The organism is Microbacterium limosum (assembly GCF_036324365.1).
GTDB lineage: Bacteria > Actinomycetota > Actinomycetes > Actinomycetales > Microbacteriaceae > Microbacterium > Microbacterium limosum.
Window position 1 is genome coordinate 2,381,755 of the sequence record NZ_CP137080.1, and the last position, 16,810, is coordinate 2,398,564.

Sequence of the window (16,810 nt, forward strand, 5' to 3'; positions counted from 1 at the left end):
AGATGCGGCTTCCGCCCACCCCGGGACACGCTCACGGCACGTCGCAGGGCGCGCATGGGCGCACACCCGATCAATGATACGCGCGGGGGGCGAGGGCGGTCAAACGGATGCCGCGCCGACGGGCACACTCACGGCATCCGGTCAGCGAGGCGCGCGCCGCCACGCGCCCGCCGCGGCGAGCAGCAGCCCCGCCCCGGCCAGAAGCGCGCCCAGCGACAGCAGGCCGGGGGCCGTGCCCTCGCCGCCCGAGTTCGCCAGCGACGCCGGCCCCGCGGGAGCCGGAGACCCCGCGACTTCGAAGGCCACCCACGCCCGCACCGTCCCGTCCGCGTTCGTCAGCGCGAGCCGGTGCGTCCCGGGCGCGAGCGACGTCGGCACGCGTACCGATGCTCCGCCCTCGGCGTTCGTCCAGAGCCAGCCGCCCCACACCGGCTCGGAGAAGAACCAGGCCCCGAGCCACGTATGCGCGGGCAGCCCCGACAGGGTCAGCGTGCCACCGGCCTCCGCGACGGCGGGCGTCGCGACGAGGCCGCCCTCGGTGGCGGACGTGAGCGCGTCCGCCGCAGGGCCGACAGACGGCGTCTGCGGAGCGGCGGGCCGACCCGTGGCGACCGAGAGGGATGCCGCAGGGCCGGCGATCCCGTCGGCGTTGCGAGCGGCCACCTCGACCGCGAACGTCGACTCGGCGGGGAGCCCCTCGATCCGCAGAGAGGTCTCGTCGCCCTCCAGTGTCCAGTCGTCGGCCACGTCGGGATCGGTCCCGCGCAGCGTGACGACGATGTCCGTCGCGCCGGGCACCGGCTCCCACTCGAGGTCGATGGCATCCGACCCGGCCTGCGCCGTGAGCCCGTCGACGGCGCCGGCGGGCAGGTACGACAGGATGGCCGCCGCATCCAGCAGCCCCGCACCGACGATGTCCTCGTACGCCACGCCGGCATCCTCGAGCGGGTTCTCCATCTCGCGCGCCGTCCGTGCGGCGAGCTCATCCAGGTCGGCGGCCGAGGCGCCCGGGGCGTACTCCCGCGCGAGCGCGAAGACGGCGGCCGCGGCAGGAGCGGCGGCGGAGGTGCCGAAGAAGCGGTACTCGGGGCCGTCGGGGCCGACGTCCGGCGATCCGAAGAAGCTCGTGCGCGCGCCGTCCACCGCCGTGAACACCGGTCCGGGCACCATCGCCGGTTCGGGAAGAGGAGCCGACGGGGCGACCACCATGGGGTCGACGAGCTCGAACAGGAGGCGCCCGGGGCCGAGGGAGCTGAACACCTCGGGTCGCTGCGGCGTCTCCCAGTACGCCGCGCCGACCGCGGTCGCGTAGCCGTCGGCCTCATGCCCGTAGGCCACAGGCCCCACGGTGTCGGGGCCATCGCTGCGGTCGTACTCCCGCTCCAGCATGCGCTCCGCCCCGCCGATCACGCCGAACCACACCTCCGGCGTCGCGCCGTCCGTGCGCGTGCGGGCCAGGACGAACTGGTACGAACCGCCCTCCAGCGGAGCGGAGACCGAGAGCCACGACGTGGGCACGAAGGTGTTCAGGAGCGTCGACTCCGCCACGAACTCCGGCTCGGCGTCGTCGGTGTAGAGCTGCAGCACGAGATCGTTCTCGACCTCGTAGATGACCTCGCCCCACCCGAGCACGACCGAGGGGCTGGCCCCGTCCGAGAAGACGACCCTGTCGCCGGCGTCCTCTCCCATCCCGGGGTCGAAGTCCAGGCAGTCGACGACCTCCGCACCCTCGACCTCCACCCAGTCGGGGCACTCCATGCCGCGATAGGCCTCGGTGCGCCAGCCGCTGATCGGCAGACCCTCGCTCGCGGTCCCTTCGGCGCCGACGGCGGTGGCGTTGCCGACGGAGGTGAGATAGTGCACGCCCTGCTGCTGGACCCGGTCGATGGCCCACGACAGTGTGCCCGGCTGGAAGACCGGCTCGCCGTAGAACGAGATGTCGTCGACGATGATGTCGGCGCCCGCGTCCGCGAGGTCGAGGATCGCCTGGGCCATCGTCAGCTCGCTCGTGCCGGCCGCGGCGAACATGAGCCGCGCCCCCGGCGCGATCCCGTGGACGAGCTGCGCCATGGCCCGCCCCTCGTCACTGCCCTCGGCGTCGCCGAGCACCTCGACGTCTTCCTCGTAGCCGCACGGATTTCCCGCGCCGGGCAGCATGCCGAGGAGCACGTCGTCCTCGGGCGACGTCGGCTCGTCCCTGGCTCCGTACGAGTCGGAGATGATGCCGACGCTCACACCCGACCCGTCGACCTCGAAGAGCGATCGGGCGAGGTCGGCGGAGAGCGGGGCATCGGACTCGCTCGGGATCGCCCGGCAGGAGTCCGGATTGACCTCGGGCGCCGCGGGACGCGGGCCCTGGCCGAGGACGGATCCCGCGAGGGGGCGCAGATCGACGGTGATCCCCCGCACCCCGGATTGGGCGGCGATGGCCTCGAGGGCTTCGGGCGCGGCATACGCCGCAATGGATGCCGCGAAGGCGAAGGTGCGCTCTATCCGCGCCACGGCGGCGAGGGCATCACGCTGGGCCGCGGTGGGAACAGCGTCGTACTGGACGGTGATGGCGAGGCGGCCTTCCTCGTCCCACTGCAGGCTCCCGGGTCCGGACGCGGGCATTCCCAGTCCCGCGGCAAGCAGCTGCGGGTCGCTCCCGACCTCGCGCGCCTCCCGCACGATCTGCTCCGCGAGCGTGAGCGTCTGCGGCACGGATGCGGCGTCCTCCTCAGCGGCCGCTGGAGCCACGACACCGACCCCCACGACGGCGGGAACCGCCACCGCGGCGATCGCCAACATCGACCATCCCGCCCACCGGCGCCCAATCATGCGTGCACCCACGCCAACACACGCTAGGGCGCGGGCTCCAGCCTCCGCCCACTCGGGGGGTGACGCTCACCCTTTCTTCACCCTCCGACCAGGAGCAGCGCGAGAAGGCCCGCGCTCACCAGGACGATGCCCGACATGCCGAGCCCCAGCCGCACGAGCCGCCGGCGACCGCGCACCCGCACGGCGCGGGCGATGGCGATCGCATCCACCGGCTCCTGGCGTGCGCGACCGGTGGGCCACCGCCCCGTCATCCCCTCCGGGCGCCCCTCGAACGCCGCAGCGGCGGGGGAACGAGGGAGGTCGGCGACCGGCTCGACGGCCCCCGCCACCGGCACGCGTGCGCGACGGCCGTCCCCCGCGCCGTCGGCGCGGGGGCGGACACCGCCCCCCGGGATGCCCCGCGCCCGCGAACGGATCGTGTCCGACATCGACTCGGCCTCGTCCGCCTCGTCCGCATCAGGCTCGCCGGGCGCCCGCACCCGCGTCACAGTCCTTCGCGTCGGAGCCCGAACTCGGCATCGCCGAGCAGGAAGCGGTGGGTGACCTCCTGCGACTCACCCGGAGGGACCTCGACCTCGTCCCCGTCCTGAGCGAGGAGGATCACTCCGTTCGTCGAGTAGAGGTCCGTGATCGACCAGACATCGCCGTGCAGTTCGAGGCGCGCGTGCGTCTTCGACACGGTCCGGGTCTCGTCTGCCAGCGGAACCAGCTGTGCGCCGGGGTGATCGGGGTCCTCCTGGGGGCGGCGGCCGAGGACGACCAGCTCGGACGTGAGGCGGACGGGGGCGCCCTGCGGCGTGAGGAGGCTCCACACCGCGCGGCGCCGCGACGCGACGACCGTCTCGTCGAAGACGGAGTCGTCGGGGATCTCGGGCGCCGCGTGCTGCGCCGAGACGGATGCGCGCGCGGCGCGCGGCCCGCTCAGGACGGGCGCGCCCTGCACGGCCGACACCTCGGCGGAGCTGTGGGAGTCGGTGTCGGAGGACGCGCCGAACTCCGCCGCGTCCGGGCCCTGCGTCGCGGCGATGGGCGCCGCGAGGGGCGACCACCGGTCACCGCTCGTCGACGGAGGGGGCTGTGGCACCTCCCGCACGGGCGGTGCCTGCGGTGCCGCGACGGCGGGGCGCGCATCGCCGTCGCCGCCGGGGACGGCGCGGATCGGGGCGGCGGGCGGAAGCGCCGGCGGCACGGCCGGACCCTGAGCGGGGAACGTCTGCGTGAACGGTGCTCGTCCGGTGAATCCGGAGCCCGTCTCCTCGGCCGCCGCGGCGGCGTCGGCCTGCGCGCGGCGCATGGTCGAGCGGAAGGCGTGGGCGGGCTCCGACGGCTCGAGCGGTGGCGCCCGGTCGGGAAGCGGCGGAACCGGGGGAACGACCGAGGGATAGCCCGATACGGTCGGCGCCGGCGGCCGGGGCGGCAGTTCGGGGCCCCCGGCCGGTCCGTGACGACCGAAGACGGAAGCGCTGCTCGCGGATGCGGGACCCGTGTACGCGGGCGCCACCCTCCCCTCGAGGTCCAGGCCGGGGTTGGCGTGCCGCAGGGGACCGCTCTCGACGCCGGGCTCGTCCCCCAGCCACCGCGCCGGGCCCCATCCGACGACGGTCGCCCAGACCGGGAAGGCGAGGACGCCGAGCACGGTCATGCCGGCGCCGAACCCGAACGACCGGTTCACCCGCCAGAGAGCCATCGCGAGGACGACCAGGAACGGAACCTGGCCGAGGACGGGCACGAGGGCGAGCAGGGCGAACCATCCCGAGAAGCCGCCGACCTGCAGAACGACGGCGACGTTGAGCAGAGGCACCCACGCCGTCCAGGGGTCCTCGCCCACCTTCGCGAACACCGCCTGCAGCGCGAGGCTCGACCACACGTAGACGAGGATGCCGGCGCCCAGCCAGCCGAGGATCAGCAGGAGTGCTGCGGAATCGTTCATGATGTGCGCGTGCCCCCGTGAGGGTGCCGCGTCCTCCTCCCCTGTCGGCGGCCGTCGCGGGAACGCGCGACCGGTTCCACCGGAGCGACCGCGCGAGCGAACGACCTCAACGATACGACTGCACGGAGCCTTCGCCACAGAGTGGCTTCGGCGGCGAAGGCGTGACGCTCGGCATCCACGATGTCCCAGAAGCGCGCCGCCTCGTCAGGCGTGGTCCGCCCATCCGAGAACACCGCGCGATCGGCCCGCTCCGCGAGGGTGGGGGAACCCGCCGTCGCGTAGAGCTCCGCCGTCTCGGCCCGGGTGCGGCGCCCCGGCGCGGGAAGTCCCGCGTCCACGGCGGAATCGACGAACTCGTCCCAGCCCGCCACGATCGCCGCGCCGGGCGGCGCCCGCCGTCGTCCCCGTCTCCTCAGGACCTTCGCGAGTGCGACGAGGAGGAACGGCCCGGCGACGAGCAGCACGAGCAGCAGCCCGATCGCAGCGGTCCGCACGACGCCCCACAGCAGCGTCAGATCGACCCCCGCATCGTCGGCGTCGGGGTCGCGGACCACGGTGTCGGTCAGCCCCGCGTCGGGGGGTGCGACCTCTTCGGGCGTCTCCGGCAGCACCACCGTCGGGTTCTCGGGGTCGCGCTGTCTGCTCAGATCGGCGGTCGGCTCGACCCGGTGCTGCGGCGTGACATCGACCGGGATCCACGTCGCATCGGACGCTTGCACCTCGACCCACGCCCTCAGGTCAGACCCGCGGCAGACGCCGCCTTCGCAGAAGGGCGTCCCGTCGCCGGGATCGCTCAGGTGCGTCCCCACGACGATCCGGGCGGGGAACCCCAGTTCTCCGGCCATGAGCGCCACGGCGACCGCGAACTGCTCGTCGTCGCCGACGGCGGCCACGAGGGACTCCCCAGGCCGCGAGGCGGCGCCCTCCCTCTGCAGCAGGGCCCGGAAGAGCGCGTCGATCCTGCTCAGGGAGTGGCCCGCCGCGCTGGGGAGGAACGAGGCTCCGCCCAGCTCGGAGAGCCACGCGGGGGGCACCGCGGCGTCGATCGCGACGGAGTGGCTGAGGTAGCCGCGCTCGCGCAACAGATCGACGAGGGCGACCAGAGCGGCCCCGCCCTCCCCCTCGACGTGCTGCTGCATCCACCTGATCAGGGATTCCGGCGCCGCCACCGAGGGCGCCAGGCCCGGGGAGACCGCGTGCGCGAGCGGGGGCGTCGCGGGAACGATGGAGTCGATCCGGTAGGCGTCTCCCGGCTCGAGCGAGCCGCCCGCCACCTGCACGGCGGATGAGGCGCCGGGGCTGTAGTAGAAGCCGTCGCCGAGCGCCGTGGCGCGCGGGCCGTCGAACGCCACGGCGGAGGTCCGTCCGATCGTCGGCAGCCAGATCCCCTCGAGGCCGTCGATCCGCACCTGCGCGGCGACGGCCTCCCCGGCGCCGGCGTCCACGCGGTCGGGGACCCGCACGAAGGCCGCGGACGCCTCCGTCCCTGCGCTCGTGTACTGCACGCCGTCGTAGTGGGAGAGGGTCGCGATGCGCACCCTCTCCGGCTCCCCCCGAAGAGCGGCGACCGTGAACAGCTCCTCGTCGTATGCGGAGTCCGCGAAGAACGCCCGATACTCCGCGAGCGGGCTGATCGCCCGGGACAGCGCCAGGTCGGGCCCGACGCCGGAGCGGAGGACCGTCCGCTCCGCCCCCGCGGCGAGCGCGGGCGTGACCGCGGCCGCGACGATCACGGAGCCCACGATCATCACGGCGCCGAGCCCCATTCGCCGGGTGTCGGAGGCCGATCGCGACCGAGTGAGGCGCACCCCGCTGCCCGCTGCCGCACGACGCAGCGCGCGCGCCCGCTCGTCGTAGTGCTGCCACGCCAGCCACAACAGGCTGGCGATGAGGCCCGCCGCCCCCACCACCGTCTCGCGCGGCGCGGCCAGGGTGATCGGCCCCCACTCCCACGGCGCGCTCGAGACCGTGCGCCCGAACAGCAGACCGAAGGAGACCATCGCCAACCCGATGACGACGGCGAAGGCGGATGCCGGGGCGCGGCGCCAGGCGAAGAGCAGCGCGGCGCAGACGCCCACGAGGAAGACGATCAGGGCGGGCACGAGCAGGTTGCGGTACTGCCCCGCCGGCAGCTCGACCGTCAGCAGGTCCTTCCAGGCCGTGACCGTCCCCGTCAAGACGTCCCGCAGGCCTAGGCCCCAGTCCGCCGGAGAGCCCAGGCGGGACGGCACGGCCAGCGGAACGCCGAGCACGAGGACCGCAGTGCCCGTCGCGAGCGTCGTGAGCCACCCGGGCCATCGCGCGGCCCATGCGCCGATGGCGATCGCGGCGCCCGTGGCGGATGCCACCCCGACGAGCAGGAGGAACGCGGGGCTGCGGTACACGGGCCATGCGGCGACCGCCGCGAGTACGGTGAGCACCGCGACGTAGAGCGACCCCGCGACGATCCGCGGGCGTGCGACGGTCCGGTTCATGCCGCACCCCTCAGCATCAGGCTCGCGAGGTCGTCGAGCACCCCGATGGTGAGGACGCCCATGCCGCCGGGTGTCTGCACGCGCGGATGCGCCCGCTCGTCGCACCGGATCACGAGCACCGCCGTGTCGGCGGGGAAGGCCAGCGCCGCGCGCCGCAGACGCGACGGGGTCACCTGCGAACCGCACACGATGATCGCGATCGACAGCGTCGTCTTCGTCTCGGCCGTCAGCCGGCACACGCCTTCTACGGGCATCGTCTCCTCGAGCGTGCGCACGGCGCAGAAGCCGTCGAGGAGCGCGCGGGGGGATGCCGCAGTCAGGTCCCTCACCGCCTGAAGCCTTCCGCGCACGGCGCGCGGGATCTCGGCACCGATCACGACGTCGAGGTCGCGGCCGTCGCGGATGGCACGCGTGCCCAGCGACGCCGCCGCGCTGACGGCGAGCTCGAACTCGTCCGCGTCGGCGAACTCGGCGGCGGCCAGGCCGAGCACGATAGCCATCCGCGAGCGTCGGGACTCCTCGAACTGGCGGACCATGAGCTGTCCGGTCTTCGCGGTGGACTTCCAGTGGATCTGGCGTCGCGTGTCACCCGGGGCGTACTCGCGGATCGCGTGGAACGACATGTCGGCCTCGACCAGGCGCCGCGTCGGATTGCCTTCGAGATCTCGGATGAGCCCCGCGCTCGTCGAGGGCACCGAGACCGTGCGGGGGTGGACGTAGAGGCGGTGCACGTCGTCCCAGGCGTGCTCCCGCCGGACCAGCCCGATGGGGTCGCTGCGCACCGTGGTCGGCGGGCCGACCGTGATGATCCCGCGGCGCTCGGCCGGGAGGGTCAACGGCTGCGCGACGACGTGGTCGGCGCGCAGGAGGGGCACCCCCAGCTCGACGAGACCGTCGCCGACCGGAAGGTCCAGGCGTCCCGGCAGCTGTGTCGACCGGCCGCGGTTCCGGATGCGGATCTCGCCCCCGACGACCCCTCCCGCGACGACGCGTTCGTGATCGAGGAAGACCTCCACGTCGTAGGCCCGCGCGCCGAAGAGGAACGGAAGCGCGAGGGCCAGCATCACCGCCGAGGCGATCCCGGCCACGATCCATTCCACCCACCCGAGGATCGCGCCGGTCACGAGGCCGGCGCTGCCGGCGGCGATCACGAGCCAGCCGGCGGGAGTCACGGATTCCGCCGCGCGCTCGGCCAGCGTCATCCCCCGCTCCCGCGCGGCACGCCATACCCGGGCCGCCCCCGCGACGAGCGCGACGGTGCGCCCGCTCCGCGCCGCGGTGGTCAGGCGGGTATGCGACGCCGACGCGGTCCCCGTGCGCCCCGGCTCGGTGCTGCTCATATCGGTTCCCGCTGCGTGGGGGGCGGCACGTCGAGCAGTACCTGCCCGACGATCGCCTCGGGGGTTACCCCGTCGAACTCGGCCTCGGGATGGAGGATGAGTCGGTGGGAGAGCACCGCGACCGCGAGCGCCTTGACGTCGTCGGGGGTCGCGTACGTGCGTCCGCGCGAGGCCGCACGGGCCTTCGAGGCATGGGTGAGGGCCAATGCACCGCGGATGCTCACCCCGAGCCGCACCTGGTCCGCGTTGCGCGTGGCGTCCACGAGCCGCGCGACGTAGTCGAGGACGAGCGCGCTGACGTAGACCTCCCGCGCGAGATCCTGCATGCCCACGAGCGCCTGGGGCGCGATGACGGGTGAGAGCTCGGCGGTCGGCACGGCCGCTCCGTCGAGGATCCGGACCGTCGCGGCGTGGTCGGGATAGCCGAGGGACGTGCGGAGGAGGAAGCGGTCGAGCTGCGCCTCGGGGAGGCGGTAGGTGCCCGCCTGCTCCACCGGGTTCTGGGTCGCGATCACAAGGAACGGCACGCCCACGGGCCGGCTGACCCCGTCGACGGTCACCCTCCCCTCCTCCATGACCTCGAGCAGGGCGGACTGCGTCTTCGGGCTGGCCCGGTTGATCTCGTCGGCGAGGACGATGTTCGCGAAGACGGGGCCCGCGTGGAACTCGAACGATCCGTTCTTCTGGTCGTAGACGGTGATGCCCGTGATGTCGCCCGGGAGGAGGTCCGGCGTGAACTGGATGCGCGTGTTCGTGCCCTGCACCGTCTGCGCCAGCGCCCGCGCCAGCGAGGTCTTCCCCGTTCCCGGAACGTCTTCGAGCAGCACATGACCGTCGCTGAGCATCGCGGTCAGGACGAGCTCGATCACGTGGCGCTTGCCGAGCACCGCACGCTCGACGTTGTCGGTGAGCTGGTCGAAGGTCTGGGCGAACCAGGTCGCCTGCTCCTGTGCGAGGGTCATCGTGGAGTGTCCTTCGGGTCGTCGGATCGAAGTCGTGCGGGCCGGAGCGGCTGCGGCGAGGTCATCACGGGGCCTCCCCGTCGGCCGGCGGCACGGGGTCCGGCGGGGGCAGATTCGGCGAGCAGGCCGATCCGAACGCACCCGTGGCCGGCTGCAGCCCCCATCCCTGAGCGGCCCAGTCTGCCGTGACCCGGATGCCCTCGACGGAGACGGCCCCCACGGGCACGATTCCCGTGCCCGCATCGAACGGGAGGACGGCGCCGGAGGCGTCCCGGAACACCGCCCCGCCGCGGTCGAAGACGATCGACGCGCGGCCGCCTGCGGGATCGTTGGACGAATCACCCCGGAGGGCGAGGGGCTGTCCGCCCTCGCACACGTCCACGCGCCATCGGGCCCAGACCTGGTAGGGGGCGCTCCCCTCGCGGGGCAGCGCGAGCGCCCAGTCGGTCGCGGTGCCCCACTGCCGGTGCACGTAGCGCACGCGGATGCCGGGGTTGCGGTCGAAGACGCTCGAGGGCGGCCCGCCCTGGATCTCGACGGAGTTGTTGCGCGGGGGCTGCTCGGCGGATGCCGGCGCGTCGCGGATGATCCACGACGCGCCCTCCTGCGACACCTCGGGGGCGGGCGAGACGACGTACGTCCATCCCTCGGGCGGCCGCCCGCTCTGCAGCGCGCGCACCGTCGCGGAGGCGTTCGCCTCTCCGAACACGCGTTCACCCACCCGGGACTGCACGCACACCGTGTAGCCGTACTCCTGGCCGTCGGCCACGGGCCCGAACTCGGCCACGGACCCCTGCGCCTGCGGCACGCATCGCTGGCCGGCGGCGACGATCCCGTAGACCAGGCGCGACCCGTCGCCCCCGCTGCCGGCGGATGCCTCGGCGCGGATCCGCGAAGTCCCGTCCCCGAGGGAGGTCGCCGCGAGAGTCAGCGCGACATCCCTCGGGGCGCCGACGCCGTTGCCGAAGATCGTCAGGGACGGCCCCGTGGTCTCCCCCGGCAGACCCGGGGGCACCGCGTACCGGGAGTGCGGTGTCACGACGATCGGGGAGGCGGTGTTGGAGCCCACGCGGTAGGAGGCGACATCGATGGTCTCCCGGCCGCGCGGGACGTCGACCCGCAGCGTCTCGCCGGACTCGCTGGCGATCTCCAGCCAGCCCGTGTCGGCGGAGTCGACCCCCTCGATTCCGAGCGCGACGACGCCGCCCTCGCCCCCGGTCACGACCGGCTGCGCCGTGACGCGCCCGGGAGGCCCGGGCGGATCGTACGCCCAGGCCACCGTGCGTACGACACCGCGAGACTCGCCGACCGCGTTGGTCGAGGTCACCTCGTATCCGCGCTCCTCACCGTTGGGAGCGGGGATCGGACCGCATACACCGAGCGGATCGCACGTCGCCACGACGGATCCGCCCGTGCGCACCGTGAACCCGGTCAGCGCGGGGTAGGCGGAGCGGGCCTCCCCCGGGTCGACCCGGAGGGTGAGGGTGCCGTCGCCGTAGCCGGTCTGCACGACCCCGCCGGGCGCACGGGGGAACCCCTGCAGATCCAGCAGCAGCGAGCCGTCCCGCTCGCCCGCCGTGACGCGACCCTGCGCGTCGCGCAGGGAGAAGACGGCCGGGCAGGTCGCGCCGGCCGCATCCGCCGTCCAGCGCGCGATGACGGCGCGCGGCGAGGCGACCTCGAAGGTGACGCCGGTGCACGCGCCCGCGGCACGGACCCCGACCAGCTCCATCGGGGTGCGCGGCAGCGGGTTCACCTCGCCGGCGGCCGCGACGACGTCGATCGTGCAGGACGTTCCCGCCGCCTGCGAGCACACCTGCGCGACGGCGCCGGCGCGCGGCAGCAGACTCGGCGCGGGCCCCACCCGCAGCAGCAGCCGGGCGGGGGCCACGCCCGCGTGGCTCGTGATCGAGATCTCGACGGCCTCCTGGACACCGGGAACCGCGTCGTCGCGGCCCGTCACGGTCAGGACGCCCCCCTCGTCCAGGACCTCGAAGGCGGCGCCCGCATAGGCGACGCCGTACGCGACGCCGTCCCAGTCCTCGGTACCCTGCCAGGTGGTCAGCGAACGCAGGTCGAACGTCGTGCTCTCGCCCGGTGCGAGCGTCAGCGAGCCCGTGCGCAGCGCCGGCTGCGGCGCCGCCGCGCGGATCGTCACGGGCAGGGAGAGATAGGTCCACTCCTGCGCCCCGCCGACCCGCACCGGCACCTCGCACGCGTCCATCCACGGCGCGCCGTACCCGGCGTCGTAGCGCAGCCGCGTCCCCGACTCGAGTGCGCACGCGCTGCCCGGCCGGGCTCCGGACGCGCTCACCGCCTCCGAGACCTCCAGCCCGGCACCGCGCGGCACCGCGATCACCCTCGTGAGGTCGACCGCGCCCGACTCCCCCTCCATGACCTCCCATGCCGGGGCGGAGCTGCGCACGGCCGGAACGAGGTCGGCTTCGCCGGGGATGCGCAGGAATCCGAAGGTCGAGACGGGCCCGTCTGCGGCGTCGCCCGACAGCTCGAAGGCGACGACGCGGCTCTCTTCGGGGAGAGCTCCCGCGAGGCGGTTCCCGGTGACCCGCACCCCTTCGGGGTCGCCCCACAGACTCAGGGAGAGATCGGCGACGTCGCCGCCGATCCAGGAGGCCTTGCCGGAGACGACGTCGACCCCGCTCGGGAAGTCGTCACGGCTCTCGACGGTCAGGGTGGTGTCGGCGACGGTGGGGTAGTTCGGCACCGCCTCCCGAACGACCCGCACCACGATGCGCCCGCGCGCCGTGTTCCCGGAGTCGCTCTCGACGTCGTAGAGGAAGGACAGCGTTCCCCGGGCGTCTCCCGCCGCCACGAGCACCGACGTGTCGTCGAGCTCGCGGATCAGCTCCCGCTGCCGCGCGTACTCCGGATTCGCGCTTCCGTCGTCGAGGGTCGCCGACACGTCCGGCTGGATCCCGGTGAGGCGGAGGGTGCCGCGCGAGGGATCGACGTCGTTGTCGAGAGGGCTGATCCGCACCGTGTTGCCCTCGCCCGCCTGCACGTGCACATAGTCGGTGAACGTGACGGGTGCGGGGTCGGTCTGCGCATCGAGCACACCGATGCGCACCGTACCCGTGCCGGTGGATCCGAGGCCGTCGACGACGCGGTAGCGGAAGGACACCTGGCCGCGATGGCCGGGGACCGAGGAGTAGACGATCGATGTGCCATCCGGCGACACCGTCGCAGACCCGGATGCCGGCTGCGAGACGACCTGATCGAGGAGCACGGCATCGCCGTCCGGATCGACGCCGAACCCGTCGAAGGCGATCGTCGTCGTCTGCCCGGACACGACGCGTCCCTCCAGCGTCGCGGGGACGGGGGCGCGGTTGGCGTCCTCCGGCATCACACGGACGCGCACGCTCGCCGTGTCGGCCAGCGCCGGCGACGCGGCCGAGTACACCCCGTACTCGACCGTGTACTCTCCCGGGTCCGGGGGCGCGAGGTATCGCAGGGTCGAGCCCGAACCGAACGCGAGCGCGTCGGGGGTGCTCGAGACCACCTGCGCGGGGTTCAGGTTCACGGCCGATCCGGAGGGCGCGACATCGTTGTCGAGCACGGGGATGTCGACCTGCGCACCCGCGCGCACGACCACCGTGTCATCGACCGCGATCGGGGCGAGCTCCGGCGCCGGCGGAAGGAGGTACACGGTCGCCTCGCCCGCCACCTGGGCCCCGTCATCCGCCGTGCCGTCGCCGACGGTGTACGAGACCGTGCCCAGCAGGCCCGCCTCGCCCGATGCCGTGGCACCCGAGACGCGAAGGAAGTTCTGCCCCACCGCGTCGACGCTCAGGCTCGAGCCCGGCGCCGCGCGGGCGCGTACGTCACTGAGCAGCAGCACGCGGCGGGTGGGGTTGGACACGGCGGCGAAGACGTCGACGGTCGCGTCCTCGCGGGGATGCACGAACGCGACGACGGGAGCGGTCGTCAGCTGCGCCGGGGCGTCCTCGGCGACGAGGGTGATGCGCACCGTCGCGGTGGCCTCCCGCGCACCGTCGCTCACCGTGTAGGCGAGTCGGTAGGTGCCCGGCCCAGCGGCGGAGAAGTCGAAGACGGTGCCGCCCGGCGAGACCACGGCGGTCGCCGCCGCGTCATCGAGCACGCGCACGGCCGTCAGCTCGACCCGGCCCGCGGTTCCGACGACGTGGGGGCCGACGTCCACGGTCACCGCGTTCGCGCCGCTGTCGACGAGCGCGAACGAGTCGGCGGCGAGACCCGGCTGCTCCGACACGCGGATGCTCAGCGGCCGGCTGCTCACGGCGCCGAGCGCATCCGCCACCGTCACGACGAGATCGACCGTCCCCGCCGCGCCCGTGCCGTCGTCGGCGTGCTGGTACACGACCTCGCCCGCCGGGGTCGACGCGACGACCCCGACGCCCGAGGGGTTGGTCACGGAGAGCAGGAGGAGGGGATCGCCCTCGGGGTCGACCCATCCCGTCAGGACCGGGACGGACACGGTGCCGCCGGCGGCCACCTCGGGTGCGGGCCACTCGTGCAGGCACTCGGGGACGCCGCACCACTGCGGCGCGGAGTTGGCCCCCGCCGGGACGATCGTGAGCGTCACCGTCGCGGGCTCCGAGAACATGCCCTCGGATGCCGTGCCGTCGGTGACCCGGTAGGTGAGCGTCGCCGTGCCGCTCGCCCCGGGCGCGGCACGCACGGCCAGTCGCTGACCGTTGTCGGTGATCGTCACCTCCCCGAACCCGGGGTCCAGGCCCGTGACCGACGCGGGATCGATGCTCAGCACGTCCTCGTTGGGATCGTGGTCGTTCAGCAGAACCGGCACGACGGAGAGCGCCCCTTGCCGCAGACCGAACGCGTCGGCCTCGGCGACGGGGGGCCGGGGGTCCAGCACGACGGCGGCCTGTTCGAGGCTGTCGTCCGCGGTCGGGTCCTGCCGATCGTCGAGAGTCCAGTCCTGGCTGGTCGGCACGAGCCGGCCGCCGGGAACCTCCCACACCCAGCCCGAGCGCGTCTCGTTGAGGGCGGCGGTGCCCCCCGAGACGAGGAAGACGGGACGACGCTGATCGCCGAGGTCGCGCCCCGCGAAGTCGAGGGCGTTCTCTCCGGCCGCCGACGACCACAGCGTGCCGCCGCCCGTCTCCGGCAGCCACGCGGCGTAGGTCACGCCGGCCACGGTGACGGGCCGGGCGGGCGTGCCCCGCACCTCGTCCACCCCGCCGGCGACGATCTCCGGCTGCGCCGCGCCCACCTCCCACCGAAGCAGCCTGCTCTGGTCGGCGATGTAGACCGCGTCGTCGACGGACGACGGAACGCTCACGACCGCGGTGGCGTCCACATCGGTCGTGGCGCCCGCATCCGCGCCCCGCTGCCACGCGCCGCCGCTGGAGCGGTCGAGCAGGAACCACGCACCGGATGCCGCGGTGAGCGCCGGGTCCTCCGCGTCCGCATCGAGCGGATCCCGCCCTCGGGCCTGCCCCGCCGCGATGTCGTACCGCAGCACTTCCCCCCGCTCCGCCGAGTACGCGTAGAGCATCCCCCCGTCGTCCACGGCGATGGCGGCTGCCGTGTAGTCGGGGGCGTCTGCGCCGTCGGGGGCGACCTGGGCGGGCGAGGGATCGCCGAGGGCGCCGGTCCACACCGCGCCGGTATCGGTGCGGTACGCGACGAAATCGCCGGCCACCGCGACATCCGTCGTTCCCGCCGGCGTGGCCGGAGATTCCCGCAGGACGTCGTCGACGACATCGGCGGGCTGCGCTTCGTCGAGCCGGGTCACCCGGCCGAAGCTCTCGGAGAACAGGAAGGCACCGGCGGGCGATTGCGCGAGCGCGCTCGGATTGCCCACGTTGCGCACGGTGTCAAGCTCACCCACCGCCGTGTTGACGCGGGCGTAGCGGCGCCCGTCGCCGGTCTGCAGCGCCCACAGCGACGTCTCCGCCGGCGGGACCTCGCGGGCATCCAGACCCGGCCAGACCACCGACACCCCCACGACCACCCCGAGCACGGCGATCACCGACAGCCCGGTGATCAGCGCCCGCCGCCCGCGCGGCACGGGCGTCACCAGGCCCCCGATCCCACGAGCGCGCCGACGATCCCCGCCAGCACCCCGAAGGCGAGCACCGCGAGTCCGCCGACGAGCCACGGCCACAGCGGCCGCCGCGGCTCGATCGAGCGGGAGATGTCCTCGTCCTCGTCACGTGCCAGGGCGGCGATGCCCACGCGGGCGGGAGCGCGCCGCGTGCTCTCCTGGGCCACCTGCGAGCGGACCGGACCGCGCAGCGCCACGTCGGCGAAGTCGATCTGGGGGGCCGGCGGGGTCCAGTCCTCCGCCACGATCTCGAGCGGTGTCGCGGCCAGGCCCAGCTCCGTCTGCACGGCGCGCAGCGCCTCGGCCATGTCGAGCGCATGCGGGTAGCGGCGACGGGGATCCCGGCTCATCGCCGTGGCCAGCACCTGCTGCAGCGACTCGGGCACGTCACGACGCCCGAGCGTGCGATACGTGCCGCGCGTGATACGGCGACGCAGATGCTCCCTCGTGTTCTGGCCGCGCTCGAGGCGTTCGAAGGGGCTGTGGCCGGCCAGCAGGGAGTACACCGTCGCCCCGAGGCCCCACACCTCGCTCGCGACCGTGCCCGAGGTCTGTTCCGTGACGACCTCCGGAGCGCTCCACGGCACGCTCATCGCGAGAACCTGCTCGGCCCGGCCCCGCGCGAGCGAGGACGAGATGCCGAAGTCGGCCAGCACGGGCGCGCCGAAGCTCGTCACCAGGATGTTGCTCGGTTTCACGTCGCGGTGGATGAGGCCGGCGCGGTGGGCCGATTCGAGGGCGCTGGCCATCTTGACGCCGATCGTGAGGACCTCCGCCACCGGCATCCTCTCGACGCGATAGCGCTGCGCCAGCGAGTCGGGGCAGTACTCCATGACGATGTACGGTCTGCCCTCGGCCGAGATGCCGGCCTGATAGACGGTGACGATCGAGGGATGCGCCGACAGGTGCGCCAGCACGTCGGCCTCGGCGTTGAACATCCGCAGCAGGTCGGAGTCCTGCACGTCGCTCGGCAGCACCTTGACGGCGACGAACCGTCTCGGCATGTCCTGCGCGTAGAGGAAGACGTCGGCGAAACCGCCCGACCCGAGAGGGCGGACGTAGGTCAGCCCGGGCAGCAGCGGAGGCGACGACGGCAGACGCTTGCCCATGTCGATCCCCCCAGAACGCGCCCGCGGCGGCGCATGACATGCCCTCAGGCGCCGCCGCCCCCCTGACAGCAATCGGCGCGTCCCCCGCCGACGGCGAGGAGTGCAGTC

At 73.9% G+C, this 16,810-nt stretch carries 8 protein-coding genes; all 8 read right to left on the reverse strand.

The window, feature by feature from the left end; all coding sequences use genetic code 11:
• Positions 1 to 141: 141 nt before the first annotated feature.
• The gene (locus RYJ27_RS11555; protein ID WP_330170443.1) at positions 142 to 2,790 is read right to left on the reverse strand and encodes a S8 family serine peptidase; all 2,649 of its coding nucleotides are present in this window, start codon (positions 2,788 to 2,790) and stop codon (positions 142 to 144) included.
• A gap of 107 nt (positions 2,791 to 2,897) precedes the next feature.
• Entirely contained in the window at positions 2,898 to 3,248 is a 351-nt protein-coding gene (locus tag RYJ27_RS11560; protein WP_330170444.1) for a hypothetical protein, read from the reverse strand.
• 56 nt (positions 3,249 to 3,304) lie between these two features.
• A complete protein-coding gene (locus tag RYJ27_RS11565; RefSeq protein ID WP_330170445.1) occupies positions 3,305 to 4,750 on the reverse strand; it encodes a DUF5684 domain-containing protein in 1,446 nt (481 codons plus the stop codon).
• Positions 4,747 to 7,224, reverse strand: coding sequence for a transglutaminase-like domain-containing protein (locus tag RYJ27_RS11570; protein WP_330170446.1), 2,478 nt, complete (start codon positions 7,222 to 7,224; stop codon positions 4,747 to 4,749). The genes RYJ27_RS11565 and RYJ27_RS11570 overlap by 4 nt, the downstream gene beginning before the upstream one ends.
• Entirely contained in the window at positions 7,221 to 8,564 is a 1,344-nt protein-coding gene (locus tag RYJ27_RS11575) for a DUF58 domain-containing protein (RefSeq protein WP_330170447.1), read from the reverse strand. Before RYJ27_RS11575 ends, RYJ27_RS11570 begins: the two co-directional genes overlap by 4 nt.
• Positions 8,561 to 9,526 carry an AAA family ATPase gene (locus RYJ27_RS11580; protein ID WP_330170448.1) on the reverse strand — a complete coding sequence of 322 codons (966 nt, stop codon included), beginning with the start codon at positions 9,524 to 9,526 and terminating at the stop codon, positions 8,561 to 8,563. The genes RYJ27_RS11575 and RYJ27_RS11580 overlap by 4 nt, the downstream gene beginning before the upstream one ends.
• Before the next feature lie 64 nt (positions 9,527 to 9,590).
• Positions 9,591 to 15,566: an Ig-like domain-containing protein gene (locus RYJ27_RS11585; RefSeq protein WP_330170449.1), complete on the reverse strand. Its 5,976-nt coding sequence runs from the start codon at positions 15,564 to 15,566 to the stop codon at positions 9,591 to 9,593.
• Positions 15,563 to 16,702 (reverse strand): serine/threonine-protein kinase, encoded by a 1,140-nt coding sequence (locus RYJ27_RS11590; protein ID WP_330170450.1) that lies wholly within the window; start codon positions 16,700 to 16,702, stop codon positions 15,563 to 15,565. Before RYJ27_RS11590 ends, RYJ27_RS11585 begins: the two co-directional genes overlap by 4 nt.
• Between the last annotated feature and the right edge of the window lie 108 nt (positions 16,703 to 16,810).